We start from the raw sequence: 16,251 nt of genomic DNA on the forward strand, positions 1-16,251 counted from the left end.
GCCCCAGGCCGATGACAGCGCCGACCCCCGTGCCGCACGCGGAGCCGTATGTGATCGGCGTGCGCCACCACAGCCCCGCCTGCGCGCGCCTGGTGGCCGAGCGCATCGACACGCTGCGCCCGTGCTTCGTCCTGATCGAAGGGCCGGCGGATTTCAACGCACGGCTGGCGGAGCTGCACTTGCCGCACCGTTTGCCGGTGGCGATTTTCAGCTACCTGTCGGGCCCCGGCGCGCAGCGCGGCTCGTGGACGCCGTTTTGCGAATACTCGCCGGAATGGGTGGCGTTGCAGGGCGCCGGGCGCATCGGCGCGCAGGCCCGCTTTATCGACCTGCCGGCCTGGCACGATGCATTGTCCGGGCGCACCAACCGCTACGCCGACGCTGACGATGATCATCATGCCGAGCGCGCCGCCGGCTACGAGGCGGCGCTGTGCGCCGCGCTGTGCATCGACGGCCGCGACGCGCTGTGGGAGCACTTGTTCGAGAGCGAGATGCCGCTGCCGGCGCTGGCCGCAGCGCTGGATACGCACTTTGGCCAGTTGCGCGGCGACGATCCCGGCTCCCCCGCCAATGCCGAGCGCGAGGCCATGATGGCGCGCTGGATCGCATGGGCCATGGGCCAGGCGCAGGGCGCACCGGTATTGGTCGTTTGCGGCGGCTATCACGCGCCCGCACTGCGCGCGCTATGGCGCGGGCATGCCGAGGCGGCCGGCAGCGAGCCCCCTGCCGTGCCGCAGCCAGAGGTCGCCGCCGGCGTTGAAGACGGCGCAGCGCCCGTGCGCAGCGGCAGCTACCTCGTGCCCTACACCAGCAAGCGGCTCGACGCCTTCGCCGGCTATGCCTCCGGCATGCCGTCGCCGATGTACCAAATCTGGGTGTGGCAGCACGGCAGCGCCGAAGCCGGCAAGCTGGCCCTCGCCCGGACCGTGCACCGCCTGCGCGAGAAGAAGCTCCCCGCATCCACCGCCGATCTCAAGGCCTTGCACGCGCATGCCCACGGCCTGGCGATGCTGCGCGGCCATGCCCAGCCCTTGCGCTGCGACTGGCTCGACGCCAGCGCCGCCACCCTGATCAAGGACGCCCTCGACGCGCCGCTGCCGTGGACCTATCGCGGCCCGCTGCTGCGCGGCACCGATCCCGTGCTGGTCGAACTGATGGACGTGCTGGCCGGCGACCAGGTTGGCGTGCTGGCGGCCGGCACGCCGCAGCCGCCGCTGGTCGATGCCGTCGACGCCGAGCTGGCCGCGCACGGTATCGTGCTGCAGCCGGGCCGTGCGCTGCAGCTCAAGCTGGACTTGCTGCAGACCGCCGACCGCGAGCGCAGCCGCAGCCTGCACCGGCTGCGCATCCTGGCGTTGCCGGGGATCCAGCGCGAGCGGGGCCCGTCGCTGGCGCTGTCCGCCGAGCGCGAGGAGCACTGGCGGCTGCTTGGATCGCTGGAGCAGCGCGCCGCGCTGATCGAGGCCGGCGCCTATGGCGCCACGCTGCACGACGCCGCGCGCGCCCGGCTGGAAGAAGCGCTGCGCGGCGCGGCGGGCAAGCTGGCGGCGCTGGCTGCGCTGCTTAACGATGCCGCGTTCGCCGGGCTGCCGGAAGCCGGCGCCGCCTCGCTCGCCGAACTGGGCCGGGCGGTTGGCGCAGCCTCTCGCTTCGAGGCGCTGGGCGAGGCGCTGGGGCTGCTCCATGCCTTGCTGCGCCACGGCCAGGTACTCGGCATGGCCGGCGCGCCGGTGTTGCACACGGTGGTGGCGGCCGCGGTCGAGCGCGCCCTGTGGCTGCTCGACCTGCCGGGCCAGGTGGCCAGCGCCGAGCAGCAGGCACACCTGCTGACTTTCCGTGCGGTGCGCGATGTGGTGCGCGACGTGCGCAACGGCGCGTTCGGCGATGGCCAGCCGCTGCCCGCGCTCGATCCGCAGCGTGCCCTGGCCGTGTGGCGCCGCAAGGCGCGCGACCCGCAGGCGGCGGCTGCCAGCCGTGGCGCGGCGCTGGGCGCGCTGGCGAGCCTGGACGAACCGGCTGCGCCACAAGACGGCGACGGCGGCGGCGGCGACGACGACGACGACAGCATCGCGGGCGCACTGCGCCTGCTGGCGGGCTTGCCGCCGGCCACCATCGGCGATGCGCTGGCCGGCCTGCTGGCGCTGGCACGCGATGTCTTGACCGATGCCCGCGGGTTTGCCGGCGGGCTCGACGGCCTGTTGCAGCAGCTCGACGACGAGGCCTTCGTGCAGGCGCTGCCCGCCATGCGCATGGCCTTTGCCTGGCTGCCGCCGGCGGAGCGCGGCGCGCTGGCGCGCCAGGTGCTGGCTCTGCGTGGCGGCGAAGCCTATGGCGAGCGCTCGCTCACCGCGCCGCTGGGCGCGCATGACCCCGTGGACATTGCCGCCGCGCGCTTGCTGGAAGCCGCCGTGACGGTGCGCCTGCGCTACTGGGGCGTGCCCGTCGGCGCGGCCCCCGATCCCAACCCGAACTCGAAGCCCACCGCGCCATGAGCCTGCACCTGCCTGATCCCTTGCAACGCTGGCGCCTGCTGTTGGGCGAAGCCGCGCAACCCGCGCTGGGCGAGCTCGATGCCGATGCCGCCGCGGCCGACGCCGCCCTCGACTGGCTCTATGGCCGCGACCCCGAGCGCGCGCGGCGCGGCGAGCGTACCGGCAGCGGCGGCGCCTCGCAACTGACCACGCCGGACTGGATCAACGAGATCCACCGCCTCTTCCCGCGCGAAGTGATCGAGCGGCTGGAGCAGGACGCCGTGGAGCGCTACGGCATCGACGAAGTGGTCACCAACCTCGAAGTGCTGGAGCGCATCGAGCCGTCCGAAGCGCTGCTGCGCGCGGTGCTCCACACCAAGCACCTGATGAACCCCGAGGTGCTGGCCGCCGCGCGCAAGCTGGTGGCCGAGGTGGTCCGGCGCATCATGGAAAAGCTCGCCACCGAAGTGCGCCAGGCTTTCGCCGGCACGCGCGACCGGCGGCGGCGCTCGCGCGTGCGCATCGCCCGCAACTTCGATTTTCGCCGCACCTTGCGCGAGAACCTGCATCGCTGGGACCCGCAGCGCGGCAAGCTGTTCGTGCAGGCGCCGGCATTTTTCAGCCGCGTGCGCAGCCATGCGCAATCGTGGGACATCATCCTGCTGGTGGACCAGAGCGGCTCGATGGTGGACTCGGTGATCCATGCCGCGGTGATGGCCGCCTGCCTGTGGCAATTGCCGGGCATGCGCACGCGGCTGGTGGCGTTCGATACCGCGGTGGTGGACCTCACCGCCGACGTGGCCGATCCGGTCGAGTTGCTGATGCGCGTGCAACTTGGCGGAGGCACCGATATCGCGCGGGCCGTGGCCTATGCCCAGGCGCAGATCGGCACGCCGACACGCAGCATCGTGGTGCTCGTCAGCGATTTCTACGAAGGCGGCAGCGACTATGAACTGGTCCGCCGCGTCAAGACGCTGGTCGGCGCCGGCGTGACCGTGCTCGGCCTGGCCGCGCTGGATGCGCGCGCCGAGCCGGTCTATCACCGCGAACTGGCAGCCCGCCTGGTGCGCGAAGGCGCCCACGTGGCCGCAATGACGCCCGGCGAGCTGGCCGCCTGGCTGGCCGAGAAAGTCTCCGGCAAGGCCGGCGGGCAAGTGCCCGGAGGGCTGGTCGCATGAGGGCAGACCGTGCCGATCTCCTGGAGCTGACGCCCGAAGCGCTGGTGGCGCTGGCCAACGCCGGCTTCGTCAAGCGTGCGCAGAAGGAAATGGCCGAGGGCAAGGCGCCCGAGCTTGCGCAAGATGCCGATGGCACCTTGCATGCCGCGTACGCCGACGGCACCCGCACCAGCCTTGCCGCAGGCCGCGCGCTGCGCGATGCGGTCTGTAGCTGCATTGCTTCTGGCCTCTGCCGTCACCGCATCCTGCTGGTGCTGGCTTACCAGCAGGCCTGCCGGGATGTGGCCAGCGCGGACCAGCCGTCGGGCGAGGGCACGCAGGCCAGCGTGGAAGAGGGTAGTGCCCATATGCCCGTCACCCCGCCCGTCACCCCGCCCGTCACCCCGCCCGTCACCACGCCCGTCACCACGCCCGAAGGGCTAGCCGGCGGCCCATGGTCCCCGGCGGATTTCGACGACGCCGCGTTGCACGCCGCGTTGCGCCCGGCCACGCTGCGCCAGGCCGCCGAGCTGGCACGCGCGCGGCCGGTGGCGCGGCTGGCCGGCTGGCGCGTGGAAGCGCCGGTGCCCACCGCGCACCTGCCGATGTGCACGGTGCGGTTTTTCTCGCGCCACAGCCTTGGCCACGCGCGTTGCGATTGCCAGGAGGGCAGCAGTTGCGCCCACGTGGCGCTGGCGGCCTGGGCCTTTCGCGCTGCGGCCGGTCGCCATCGCGGCCAGGTCGATGCCACGGTGGAGATCGCGCCGCCGGAGCCGGATGACGCCGATGCCGATGCCGATGCCCGTCAGGCTGATGTCGACATGCTGCGCGCCCTTGCCGCCGCGGCCGATGCGCTGGCGCGGCAACTGTGGGCGGAAGGCACGGCCCAGGCGCCGCTGGCGCTGGCCCCGCGCCTGGGCCTGATGCGCAGCCTGGCCGCCGATTTCGGCGCGGCCTGGGTCAGCGCCGACGTCGACGCGCTGGCGGCGCAGCTCGATGACCAGCACAACCGCAGTGCCCGCTATGACCCGCGCCGCCTGCTGGATGCGCTGGCGTGCCTGCAAGGCCGGCTGGCCGCCGCGCTATCGGCCAGCATCGCCAGCACCGCCGGGCAGCCCGGGGCGCTGTTGCCGGCGCGCCAGATCCTCGGCCTTGGCGTCAAGGGCGAAGTCGCGCTCGACCACCTCAAGCTGGTTTCGCTGGGCGCCGTCATGTGGGACGACGGCGACCACCCCGATGCGGCCTGCGGGGTCTCCATCGCCTTCGCGGACCCCGACACCATGGGCGTTGTCGCGCTCGAGCGCAGCTGGCCCCGGTCGGAGGGCGCCGCGCCGCCGGTGCCGCTGGTGCAGCGGCGCGTGGCGGGCAATCCGATGGGCCGCCTGGCCGCCAGCCAGGTGGTCACGCGCGCGGCGCGCCGCCGCGCCAACGGCTTGCTGGAGATTGGCAGCGCCGCGCGCCAGACCAATGTGCTGCCGCTCTCCGCCCAAGCCTGGAACGACCTGCGGCCGCCGCTGGCCTTCGCCACGGTGGCGGCATTGCGCCAGCACCTCACGCAAGCCGCGCCCGCCTGCCTGCTGCCGCGCCAGGCCATCGGGCACCTGCACGTGCTGGACGTGATGGCCGTGGCGCAGTGGGGCTGGGACGCCGCCGCGCAGACCTTGCTCGCCAGCCTGCTCGACACCGATGGCCAGCGCTGCCTGCTGCGCTACCGCCACGGCAGCGGCGCGCCCGGCGCCGTTGACGCGCTGGCAAGCGTGTTGCGCATCGCCGAGGCGGGAGGCGACGCCATCCAGCGCGTGGCGGGCACGGTGCGCGTGATTGGCGGCGCCCTGGAAATGGAGCCGCTGGCCCTGATGACCCAGGCCCGCGCCGTGGTGCTGGCGACCGAGCCCGCCAGCCCCGGCCCCATGCCGGCCTGCGTCGCGCCGGCACCGGTGCCGCATGCCGCCCTGGCCGGCGCCGCGCTGGCGCTGCTGGCGCAGTGGCTGCGCCAGGGCTTGCGCAACCAGCGTCCGGCCGCGCTTGAGCGAGCTCGCGAACTAGCCACGGCGTTGTCGCGCGCCGGGCTGGYGGAGACGGCGCTGCGCCTCGAGGCGGCGCTGGAGGGCTTTGGCGGCGGGCCGGATGAGAACACCGCCTCGCGCTGGTGGGAACTGGTCCTGTGGCTGGCGGAGATCGAGCGCGCGGCGCTGCGGCCCCCGGTGGCAGCGCCCGCATAGCGGGGCCGCCGGCCCGGCCCAGCCCGGCCTGCACGCAAGCAACTTTTGTCACGCTTGACCGGAACGCCCCGGCCCTTTGCCGGTCTATGACTTACATCCGCGTTACAATGCTGTGGTGCACCATCGGCGCCGGATGGCTGATTTATCACCATCCGCGCCGGTTTGGCCCTAGTCGTTCTACCCCGATTCATGCGATCCCTGCTGCTCCTGATCACCGTTCTGTGCTTGTCTGCGCTGTCCTTCGGGGCCGCGGCGAACACGCACGCCGGTATGCCGGGGCCTGCATTTGATCCTGTTCGCGCCGAATTCCTGATTGCCGAACCGGCGTTCTCCCGCACCCTCGACGAACTGGACGCTAGTGCCGGCCTGGAGCGCGTCGTGGCGCCGGGCGACGATGGCCTGGCGGGCGAAGCGATGGCGGCAGCGGTGGTGGCGGCGGTGGTGGAGGCCGATCCTCCCGGCTACTGCGAGATCTGGTCCGCCGACTTGCTCGACCCCCTCGACATGCTCGACGAGATCGAAGAATCCAGCGCGCTCTTCGCGCTGCACACCGTGCGTGTTTCGTTGCCCCCCAACGAGATAGCGCAAGAGCTGCCCGCACGCCCGGATCCTTTGCCCGCGGCGTTCTTCAAGCCCCCCATCTCCCTGATCTGACAGCCCTGGCAACCCCGGCGCGCACCTTGCGCGCCCGGGCTGCGTTCCTATTGCCTGGGCGCCTTGGCCCGATCGCGTCCGCGATCGCTGGCTGACCGTTGGCGCGCGCTTTTTGCGCGCGCCGGCGGCGGGCGCGCAGCCGTTTCGCCTGCCCCCATTTGTCATGCAGATCAAACAGATCACTATGTTTTCCATGGTGGCGTTGCTGTCGCTCGGAGCCTTGCCGGCTCTCGCGGCGGAAACGTTCACCTTGCCGCAACTGCTGTCCCTTTCGCAGTCCACCAACAAAGGCGTGGAGGCGGCGCAGGCCGGCGTGGATGCCGCCAGCGCCGCTGTGACCAGCGCGCGTGCCTATCCCAATCCGCAGGTTGAGGTGATGTACGGGCGCCTGTCGCCGCGCACTGCCGGTGTGGCCGGTGGCGCCGCGCCGACCATGGCCATCACCCAGAAGCTGGATTATCCGCAGCAGCGCAAGCTGCGCGCCGAAATCGCCGGACGCAGCCTGGAGGCCACCGAAGCCGGCCGCCAGGCGTTCCGCGCGGACCTGGCGGCGCGGGTCAAGACGTCGTACTTCGATGTGCTGCGGCGCGAGATGGAGCTGGCCGCGGCCAAGGAAGACCTGGCCATGATGCGGCAGATCCAGGACCGCGCCCGGCTGCGGGTGGAGGTGGGCGAAGCGCCGCGCTATGAGCTGATCAAGGCCGAGACCGAGCTGCTGAGCGCGCAGAAGACGCTGCAGAGCGCGCAGCTGCGCGTCAACCAGGCCAAGGCGGCGCTGCGCCAGCAAGTGGGCGGCGCCATGCCGGCGGCCTATTCGCTGTCCGGCAGCCTGAGCCAGCCCGCCGCGCTGCCGGCCCTGCCGATGCTGCGCGACACCTTGACCGGCGCCAACGCCGAGCTGACCCAGCGCCGCCTGGAAGCGGACCGCGCCAGCCTGGCCGTGGACTACCAGCGCTCGCTGCGCCTGCCCGAACTGGCGGTGCGCGCCAGCGCCGAGCGCCAGCCGGACAACACGGTCTCGCAGGTTGGCCTGGTCCTCACCATCCCGCTGTGGGACCGCCGCAGCGGGCCGGTGGGCGAGGCGACCGCGCAGGCGATCCAGGCCCGCACCGCGCTGGAAGCCCGCGAGTTCGAGCTCACGCAGGAGCTGGAATCGGCTTACCGCCAATACGAGATCACGCAGTCGCAGGTGAGCGCGCTGGAAGGCGGCATCGTGCGCCAGGCCGAATCCGCGCTGGCGGTGGCCGAGTCGGCGTATCGCTTCGGCGAGCGCGGCATCCTGGACTACCTCGATGCGCAGCGCGTGCTGCGCGGCGCGCGCAGCGACCTGATTGCCGCCCAGTTCGAGCAGCAGGCAGCCACCATCCAGATCGAGAAGCTGCTGTCGAGCGTGCCCGGGCAGACCGCCGCACCCACGGCCCCCACGGCCCCGTCCGCACCTTCAGCACCTTCCGCACCCGCGGCTCTCCCGGCATCTACGGAAACCAAATAAGCATGCGCCCCCATTTTCTACTTTCCCTGACGGCAACCGCAGCCCTGCTGTTTTCCCTGACTGGCTGCTCCGACGAACCAGCTCCCGCCGCCGAGCCGCCTAAGCAGCCGCCCGGCGTGGTCAAGCCGGAAGAGACGCTGCAGAAAACCCTGAAGGTGGCCGCGGTGGCTGCCAGCCCGTTCAGCGAAGTGCTGCGCGTGTCCGGACGCATTGATTTCGATGAGCAGCGCATGGCGCGCATCGGCGCCAGCGTGACCGGCCGCGTGACGGATCTCTTCGGCATCCTGGGCCAGGAGGTCAAGGCGGGCCAGGTGCTCGCCCGCCTGCATAGCAGCGAGCTGGGCGCGGCCCAGATGGCCTTCCTCAAGGCCGAGGCGCAGACCGAGCTGCAGGCCCGCAACGCCGAGCGTGCGCGCCAGCTGTTCGCCGCCGACGTGATCGGCCGTGGCGAGCTGCAACGCCGCGAGAGCGAGCTGGCCATTTCCTCGGCCGAGATGCGCGCCTATCGCGACCAGCTGCGCGTGCTGGGCATGTCGGCCGCCGCGGTGGCGCAACTGGCCAAGAGCGGCAGCATCGATTCCTACTCGCCGGTGTTTTCCAGCATCAGCGGCACCGTGGTGGAGCGCAACGTCGCGCAAGGCCAGGTGGTGCAGCCGGCCGATGCGCTCTACACCGTGGCCGACCTGTCGCGCGTGTGGGTGGTGGCGGAAGTGCCCGAGCAGCAGGCCGCGCTGGTGGCCGAGGGCCAGAGCGTGGACATCGAGGTGCCGTCCCTTGGCAACGGCGCGGGCCAGAAGCAGATCACCGGCAAGCTCATCTACGTGGGCCGCACCGTGAATCCGCAAACGCGTACCGTGCTGGTCCGCACCGAGCTGGATAACCGCGAAGGGCGCCTGAAGCCGGCCATGCTGGCCAGCATGCTGATTGCCAGCGTGCCGTCCGAGCAACTGGTGATTCCGGAATCCGCCATCGTGCGCGACGGCAACGACGAACTGGTCTACGTGGAGCAGGCCGGCGGCCTGTACCGCCAGGTCAAGGTCAAGCTGGGTGCCGAGAGCGACGGCATGCGCGTGGTGCAAAGCGGGGTGAAGGCGGGCGACCGCATCGTGGTGGATGGTGCCTTCCACCTCGACAACGAGCGCAAGCGCCTGGAACAGGGTTAATCGATCATGCTGAAATCCCTTGTGGAAGCCGCCATCAAACAGCGGCTGGTGGTTTGCGTGCTGGCGGTGGTGCTGTTCTTCTTCGGCCTGCGCGCGGCAACCAAACTGTCGGTGGATGCCTTCCCCGACGTCACCAACGTGCAGGTGCAGATCGCCACCGAAGCCACCGGCCGCTCGCCGGAGGAAGTGGAGCGCTTTGTCACGGTGCCGGTGGAAATGGCCATGACCGGGCTGCCCGGCTTGGAAGAAATGCGTTCGCTCAACAAGGCGGGCCTGTCGCTGATCACGCTGGTGTTTACCGATGCGACGGACGTCTACTTTGCGCGGCAACTGGTGATGGAGCGCCTGATCGAGGTGGCCGGGCGCATGCCCGAGGGCGTGACGCCGGTGCTCGGCCCGGTCTCCACCGGCCTGGGCGAGGTCTACCAGTACACGCTGGACCGCGTCGATGACGGCAACCGCGCGCTCACGACCGAGGAACTCTCCGAGCGCCGCATCGCGCAGGACTGGGTGGTGCGCCCGCTGTTGCGCTCGATCCCGGGTGTGGCGGAAATCAACTCGCAGGGCGGCTTTGTCCGGCAATACCAGGTGCTGGTCAACCCGGACCGCATGCGGCATTACCAGGTCACGCTGCAGCAGGTCTACCAGTCGCTCGCGCGCAACAACGCCAACTCCGGCGGCGGCGTGCTGCCGCACTATGCCGAGCAGTACCTGATCCGCGGCGTGGGCCTGGCCCGTGGCGTGGAGGATATCGGCAGCATTGTGCTCAAGGAGGTCTCGGGCACGCCGGTCTATGTGCGGGATGTCGCCAACGTGACCATCGGCCATGAAGTACGGCAGGGCGCGCTGGTCAAGAACGGCGAGACCGAGTCGGTCGGCGGCATCGTGATGATGATGCGCGGCGGCAACGCCAAGGAAGTGGTGAGCCGCGTCAAGGCCCGCGTGGCCGAGATCAACGAGCGCGGCATGCTGCCGGGCAAGCTGCAGATCGTGCCGTACTACGACCGCAGCGAGCTGGTGGACTCCGCGCTGTGGACGGTCACCAAGGTGTTGCTCGAAGGCGTGGTGCTGGTGGTGATCGTGCTGTTCCTGTTCCTGGGGGATGTGCGCTCGTCCGTCATCGTGCTGGCCACGCTGGTGCTGACGCCGCTGATGACCTTCATGGTGATGAACCAGGTGGGCTTGTCGGCCAACCTGATGTCGCTCGGGGGGCTGGCCATCGCCATCGGCTTGATGGTGGATGGCTCGGTGGTGGTGGTGGAGAACGCGTTCGAGCGGCTCGGCCACCGCGACAAGAGCGGCATGAGCAAGACCGAGATCCTGGTCAAGGCGGTGCAGGAAGTGGCCACGCCCGTGATCGTCGGCGTGGGCATCATCATCCTGGTGTTCCTGCCGCTGATGACGCTGACCGGCATGGAAGGCAAGATGTTCGCGCCGCTGGCGTTCACCATCTCGATTGCGCTGGCGATCTCGTTGTTCCTGTCGCTGACGCTCTCGCCGGTGTTGTCGTCCTACCTGCTCAAGGGCGGCGCGGAGCACGATACCTGGCTGATCGCGTTCATGAAGCGCCACTACCTGCGCATGCTGCATTGGGCACTGAACAACAGCCGCAAGACCGTGATTGGCGCGGTGGTGGCATTCATGGCCACCGTGGCCATCGTGCCGCTGCTGGGCACCTCCTTTATCCCCGAGATGAAGGAGGGCTCGATCGTGCCGGCGCTGGACCGCGTGCCTAACATCTCGCTGGAGGAATCGGTCAAGCTGGAGATGGAAGCCAACAAGCTGGTGCTGTCGGTGCCCGGCGTGAAGTCGGTGGTGTCCGGCGTGGGCCGCGGCGAAAGCCCGGCCGACCCGCAGGGCCAGAATGAATCGACACCGATTGCCAGCCTGAAGGACCGCGACGAGTGGCCCGACGGCTGGACCCAGGACGATATCGCCAACGCCATCCGCGAGAAGCTCAAGGCCATCCCCGGCGTGCAGATCGTGATGGCGCAGCCGATTTCCGACCGCGTCGACGAGATGGTCAGCGGCGTGCGCTCGGACGTGGCGGTGAAGGTGTTCGGCGACGACCTCGACAAGCTGCGCGACCTGGCCGGCGAGATCGCGCGGGTTGCCGGCGGCATCCAGGGCTCGCAGGACATCCGCATCGAGCGGATCTCCGGGCAGCAATACCTGTCGATCGAGATCGACCGCCAGGCCATTGCGCGATATGGGCTCAATGCCTCCGACATCCACGACATCATCGAGATCGCCATCGGCGGCAAGCGCGCCACGGACATCTTCGAGGGCGAGCGCCGCTTTGCCGCGGCGGTGCGCCTGCCCGAAGCATTCCGCGACAACGTGCAGGCCATCCGCCAGCTGCTGGTGGCCACGCCCAACGGCGCCCAGGTGCCGCTGCAAAGCGTGGCCAGGATCGAGGTCACCGACGGCCCCGCGCAGATCAGCCGCGAAATGGCCAAGCGCCGCGTGGTGGTGATGATCAACGTGAAGGACCGCGACCTCGGCGGATTCGTCGCCGAGCTGCAGCAGGCCGCGGGCGCCAAGGTCAAGCTGCCGGAAGGCTACTACCTGGAGTGGGGCGGCCAGTTCCAGAACATGGAGCGCGCCATGGGCCACCTGAAGATCATCGTGCCGGTGACCATCGCCGCGATCTTCTTCCTGCTGTTCCTGCTGTTCAACTCCGTGCGTTTTGCCACGCTGATCATCACCGTGCTGCCGTTTGCCTCCATCGGCGGCATCATCGGCTTGTTCGTCACCGGCGAGTACCTGTCGGTGCCGGCCTCGGTGGGCTTTATCGCCCTGTGGGGCATGGCGGTGCTCAACGGCGTGGTGCTGGTGTCGTACATCCGCACGCTGCGTGACTCCGGCTTGTCGCTGGACCAGGCGGTGATCCAGGGCGCGACCCAGCGATTCCGCCCGGTGATGATGACGGCCACCATCGCCATGCTGGGGCTGGTGCCTTTCCTGTTCTCCACCGGCCCGGGCTCCGAAGTGCAGCGCCCGCTCGCGGTGGTGGTGATCGGCGGGCTGATCACCTCGACCCTGCTGACGCTGGTGATGGTGCCTACGTTGTATCGCTGGTTCGATAACCGGAAACCGGACCCGATGAAGGACGTGCCGGTGTAACGCAGAGACATCGCACAGTCAGGCAACGCCCCACTCGGTCCCGGTGGGGCGTTTTTCTTTGGGGCAAGCCGCCGCGCTAACGCATGACCGCATCCATTCGATATCATGTGCCCTGCAGCGGGCCGGCGCGCATGCTACGGCATGGCGGCGCACCGGGGTGACGGGGTGACGGGGTCGCGATGCGGAGTGCGCCGAAGCCTTTTACCGGCCCCAAAAAAAAGGAATCGCGTGGCAGGCCCAGCATCAGCACAGATGGCGGCAGAACCCGAAACCGGTGCGCAGGCAGACGGCGCGGCGGCGGCGACGCCGCCGCAAGTGCATGTCCGGCTCGATGGGCGGGCACTTCCCGACGCCTGCCAACTCTGGCGCGCAGCGCTATCGCCGCTCTTTGACGTGGAGATTGGCGCCGCGCCCGACGCGTTCTCGGCCGAGCTGATGGGCGTCCATCTAGGCGATAGCCTGATCGCCCGTGTCGGGGGCTCCGTGGCGCATCGCTTCAAGCGGGGCAGCGTTGAGATCCGGCGCAGCAATATCGACCACATCCTGATCCAGCTTTACGTCACGGGCGGCGTTCAGGGCGAGTATGGCAACCGGCCGTTCCATGCGAGCGAGGGATCGATCAGCCTGCTCGACCTGGGGCGGACGTTGGATAGCCGGACGCCGGCGTTTTCGAACATCACCCTCACCGTGCCGCGCGACCGCCTTCCCGCCTCGCTGAGGAGCTGCAACCTGCACGGCACCGTGCTGGATGCCGGCCAGGGTTCCACACGCTTGCTGGCGTCTCACCTGTCGCAACTCATGCTGGCCGGCGCCAGCCTGACAGCGCAGGAGATGGCCGCATCGGTCACCGCGGCGCTGATCATGCTGGAGGGCAGCGGAGCCAGGCTGCGCGATAGCGAGCCCGAAGTGCAAACGGCGGCACGCCGCAGCATGCGCAAGCTGGTACGGCGCTATATCGAACAACATCTGGCCACGGAAGGGCTCTCGCCGGAGCAAGTTGCCAGCGTCTTCCGCCTGTCGCGAGCCAGCCTCTACCGGCTGTTCGAGAGCGACGGCGGCGTGAACGCCTACATCCAGGGCAGGCGGCTGGATCGCTGTTTCGATGAACTGGCCCGATCCAAGGGCAGCGGGCTCAGTATCGCCGAGCTGGCATATCGTTACGGCTATTCCAACGAGAGCACGTTCAGCCGCGCCTTTCGCCGCCGCTTCAGCCTGAGTCCGCGGGAGGTGCGCGCGCTCGCGGAGCGTCCCCGCAACAGCTGGTCTGCGGCGTCTGCCAGCGGCAGTGAAGCTGCCACCATCAACGAATGGCTGGAGAGCCTGCGGAGCGAATTCACCGCCATCGGCACCGGCGCCTGACTGCAAGGCCTCAGCCCTCGATGTCGATCGCCTGCCCGCCGCACTGCGTGTAGCACGCCAGGCAAGCACCGCCGCATTGGCAAGGCCCCGGGCGGCCGGGGTCTTCAAGCGCGGCAGGAAGGCGTGACTTCGGCCGCGAAAGCCGGCTCAGCGCACCTTGGGCTTGCCATACCGGATCGGGACATCGACCGCCGCCCCCGGCGCAAGCAGTGTCTTGAGCTGCTCCCTGGCGTTGACCGCATCCTGGAACGAAGCAAACGTCAACTGGCTGATGCTCATGTGATCGAAGTACTGGACCCCGATAGCGGCGTGGCTTAGCTTGCCGATCGTCTGCTGGACTTCCTGGGTCGATACTTGCGAAACGACCACCTCGTTGCGGCTTTCGCCCACAACGCCCCGATCGTTGACGACCAGCGTCACCGCACTGCCCGCGGCGCCCGCGTTCTTCGCCGAGGCCGGCAGCGTCTGGAACGACTGGCTGCCAAGGCGAACGACCGTCGTGCCCGCAAGGCTCTTCCATTGCGCGGGCGACAGCTGTTGCCCAGCCACAAAGGTCGACGCGCCCGCGTAGCACAGCGTGGTGGCAAGCGCCGCGACGCCGGACAGCAAGACCCTGAAGGACAAATTCACTTTCATCATCATTCTCCTCGCCCCGTTATTTCGCGGCAATCACACGGTATTCAACAGCCAAGGGTTTGCTGAGCTTGACGCTGACGCCATCGGCTTCCGGCTGGAAACTGCTGCACGTGCCGGGCGCCGCGGTGGCCGGCATCACGCTGACCGCATACACCTCCCAATTCCCGGCGGCGTTCTCGCCATGGAATGCATAGCTGCCTAGCCCGTAGCTTTTCACTTCCGGAACGCCCGTGCTGTAGTAGCTGTTGTATGGAACAGCGAGCGCGGATAGGGTTCCGGAAGGCGATTTGACAAAGACACCAACGCTGCCGACGCAGATCGAGCCGCTTAGTCTTAGCTGCAGGGCATCCACCTTGTCGTTGCCGCCGGCCGTGAATTGCCCCAGCTTCTGGACCGAGCCGTACTTGAGCTGGGCGCTATCGGCGAAGGCCTTGGTGAAACCGCCAATGGCCAGGGCTGCCGGCTTGTAGGCACTGTATGCCTTCGCCAGCCTGACAGCGGCCGCGGCATCCGCCAGGCCGAAGCCGTACCAGTTCGAGTAGTAGTTGCCTGCGGCATTCTTTTGCCAGCCCAGGTCCAGCCGCGCCGTTTGGCTGCCATCGACGAGGCTGGCATCCGTGCTGGCGGTGAATGTCCCCTGCTTCAGGTCAAGCCGGAGATTCCGGTTGTTGCGCGCGCCATAGTCCGGATCGATTCTCCTGGCGGTGACGCGAAGAATCTCGCGCACGTCTCGCCACGTCAGGTTTGGATTTGCCGCCAGCATCAGTGAAACGACCCCTGAAATGGTCGGGGTAGCGGCCGAGGTGCCGTTCATGCTGGCATAGTCGCAGTTTGCGTTATCTTTCTTGTTGGTTGCGCTGCCGCCAATGCTGAATGCGTTGGTGAGTTCCAGGAAGTTGCGGCTATAGCCTTTCGCGCAAGAAGTCAGGTCGGTCGAGAAGATCATCGGACCGGAGCCAAGCTCTCCGTATTGCCCCGCTTCCCCGAATTCACCGCCAAGCCCGGTGATCCAGTTGACCGCCCCGGCGTTGGAGTAGCTTGACTTGATGCCCTTGGCGTTGGCCGCGCCGACCAGGATGACGCCTGGCTCCAGCGCCTCGGTGTCGTTCGCGGGATTCTCGCAGCTGATGACGCCGTGTATCCCATCGATATCGGGGCAGAACCTGGGGTCGTCGCCGCCGGTGTTGTTGTACTCATTGCCCGAGGCCTTTACCATGACCAGGCCCTTGCCGCTTCTCAGGTTCGGAAAGGCCCTGATGACGGAGCTGCTCCCGGATTCGGTGTCGTACTCGTCCGGCACCACGGGATTGCCTCCGTATGATGCATTGACGATGTGGGCATTCCTGGACCAGTCGGCACCACCGTAGGCCTGCAAGATACTGGCATTCGCGGTGCCGATGAAACGCGCGCCGCCAAGGGTCGCGCGGGGCGCGATGCCAATCACGCCTTTCCCGTTCTGCGCCGCGCTGATGATGCCGGCGACATGGGTGCCATGGGCCTCCGCAATGTTATTGGGGATATCGGCGGGCGTGGGGTTGTTGGTGCCGTCGTCAAAGTTGTAAGTCATCGACCCGTTCACATTGGCGGCCAGGTCCTCATTGCCGATATCGACGCCGTCGTCGAGCACCAGGACATTGACACCCTGGCCTTTGATGCCCGCGGCATGCACGTCTTCCACGTTGAGATCGGTGATGCCATCCGCGATCCCGGAGAGAGACTTGAAGTAGCTGGTCGCCTGCTTGAGCGCCCATTGGTAGATGTAGAGCGGCTCCGTGGCCCCGGTCTGGCAGGCGAACTTCGCATCCACGCCGGTTTCGGCGCAGGTGGACGCCGGAGACCCTGGCGTGGGCGCGGCGGGCGTCTGAGCGTTCGCGGCCGCTTTGTCTTGGTTGTCGCCCCCGCATGCCGAGAGCGCGGCGGCGGCCAGGAGTGTCAGCGATATGAATGTCGTCCTACTTTTCAGCATGAGAT

Annotated in this window: 10 protein-coding genes; 8 read left to right on the top strand and 2 right to left on the bottom strand. The window is 68.8% G+C overall.

The genetic code is table 11. The annotated features are described in order from the left end of the window. Window positions 1–11: 11 nt before the first annotated feature. The 8 genes from AB4061_RS13860 (at window position 12) to AB4061_RS13895 (ending at window position 13,644) form a co-directional block, all read left to right on the top strand. On the top strand, window positions 12–2,492 hold the full coding sequence (locus AB4061_RS13860; RefSeq protein WP_441634606.1) for a DUF5682 family protein: 2,481 nt from the start codon (window positions 12–14) through the stop codon (window positions 2,490–2,492). Further along, window positions 2,489–3,649: a VWA domain-containing protein gene (locus tag AB4061_RS13865; RefSeq protein ID WP_441634608.1), complete on the top strand. Its 1,161-nt coding sequence runs from the start codon at window positions 2,489–2,491 to the stop codon at window positions 3,647–3,649. Before AB4061_RS13860 ends, AB4061_RS13865 begins: the two co-directional genes overlap by 4 nt. Then, complete coding sequence (locus tag AB4061_RS13870; RefSeq protein WP_441634610.1) at window positions 3,646–5,850, top strand: SWIM zinc finger family protein; 2,205 nt, start codon at window positions 3,646–3,648, stop codon at window positions 5,848–5,850. The genes AB4061_RS13865 and AB4061_RS13870 overlap by 4 nt, the downstream gene beginning before the upstream one ends. Window positions 5,851–6,039: 189 nt before the next feature. Next, a complete protein-coding gene (locus AB4061_RS13875; RefSeq protein ID WP_441634612.1) occupies window positions 6,040–6,504 on the top strand; it encodes a cobalt-zinc-cadmium resistance protein in 465 nt (154 codons plus the stop codon). Between the two features lie 193 nt (window positions 6,505–6,697). Further along, window positions 6,698–7,996: a TolC family protein gene (locus tag AB4061_RS13880; protein ID WP_441634781.1), complete on the top strand. Its 1,299-nt coding sequence runs from the start codon at window positions 6,698–6,700 to the stop codon at window positions 7,994–7,996. Window positions 7,997–7,998: 2 nt separating this feature from the next. Next, the gene (locus AB4061_RS13885; RefSeq protein WP_441634614.1) at window positions 7,999–9,159 is read left to right on the top strand and encodes an efflux RND transporter periplasmic adaptor subunit; all 1,161 of its coding nucleotides are present in this window, start codon (window positions 7,999–8,001) and stop codon (window positions 9,157–9,159) included. Between the two features lie 6 nt (window positions 9,160–9,165). Further along, window positions 9,166–12,285 carry an efflux RND transporter permease subunit gene (locus AB4061_RS13890; RefSeq protein ID WP_441634616.1) on the top strand — a complete coding sequence of 1,040 codons (3,120 nt, stop codon included), beginning with the start codon at window positions 9,166–9,168 and terminating at the stop codon, window positions 12,283–12,285. 252 nt (window positions 12,286–12,537) lie between these two features. Further along, on the top strand, window positions 12,538–13,644 hold the full coding sequence (locus tag AB4061_RS13895; RefSeq protein ID WP_441634618.1) for a helix-turn-helix domain-containing protein: 1,107 nt from the start codon (window positions 12,538–12,540) through the stop codon (window positions 13,642–13,644). 147 nt (window positions 13,645–13,791) lie between these two features. Here the strand turns inward: AB4061_RS13895 and AB4061_RS13900 are convergent, their stop codons facing one another. Both AB4061_RS13900 and AB4061_RS13905 read right to left on the bottom strand, forming a co-directional pair. Next, a complete protein-coding gene (locus AB4061_RS13900) occupies window positions 13,792–14,280 on the bottom strand; it encodes a hypothetical protein (RefSeq protein ID WP_441634620.1) in 489 nt (162 codons plus the stop codon). Between the two features lie 19 nt (window positions 14,281–14,299). Next, window positions 14,300–16,087: a S8 family peptidase gene (locus AB4061_RS13905; protein ID WP_441634622.1), complete on the bottom strand. Its 1,788-nt coding sequence runs from the start codon at window positions 16,085–16,087 to the stop codon at window positions 14,300–14,302. Between the last annotated feature and the right edge of the window lie 164 nt (window positions 16,088–16,251).

This window comes from Cupriavidus sp. YAF13 (assembly GCF_052113425.1).
GTDB lineage: Bacteria > Pseudomonadota > Gammaproteobacteria > Burkholderiales > Burkholderiaceae > Cupriavidus.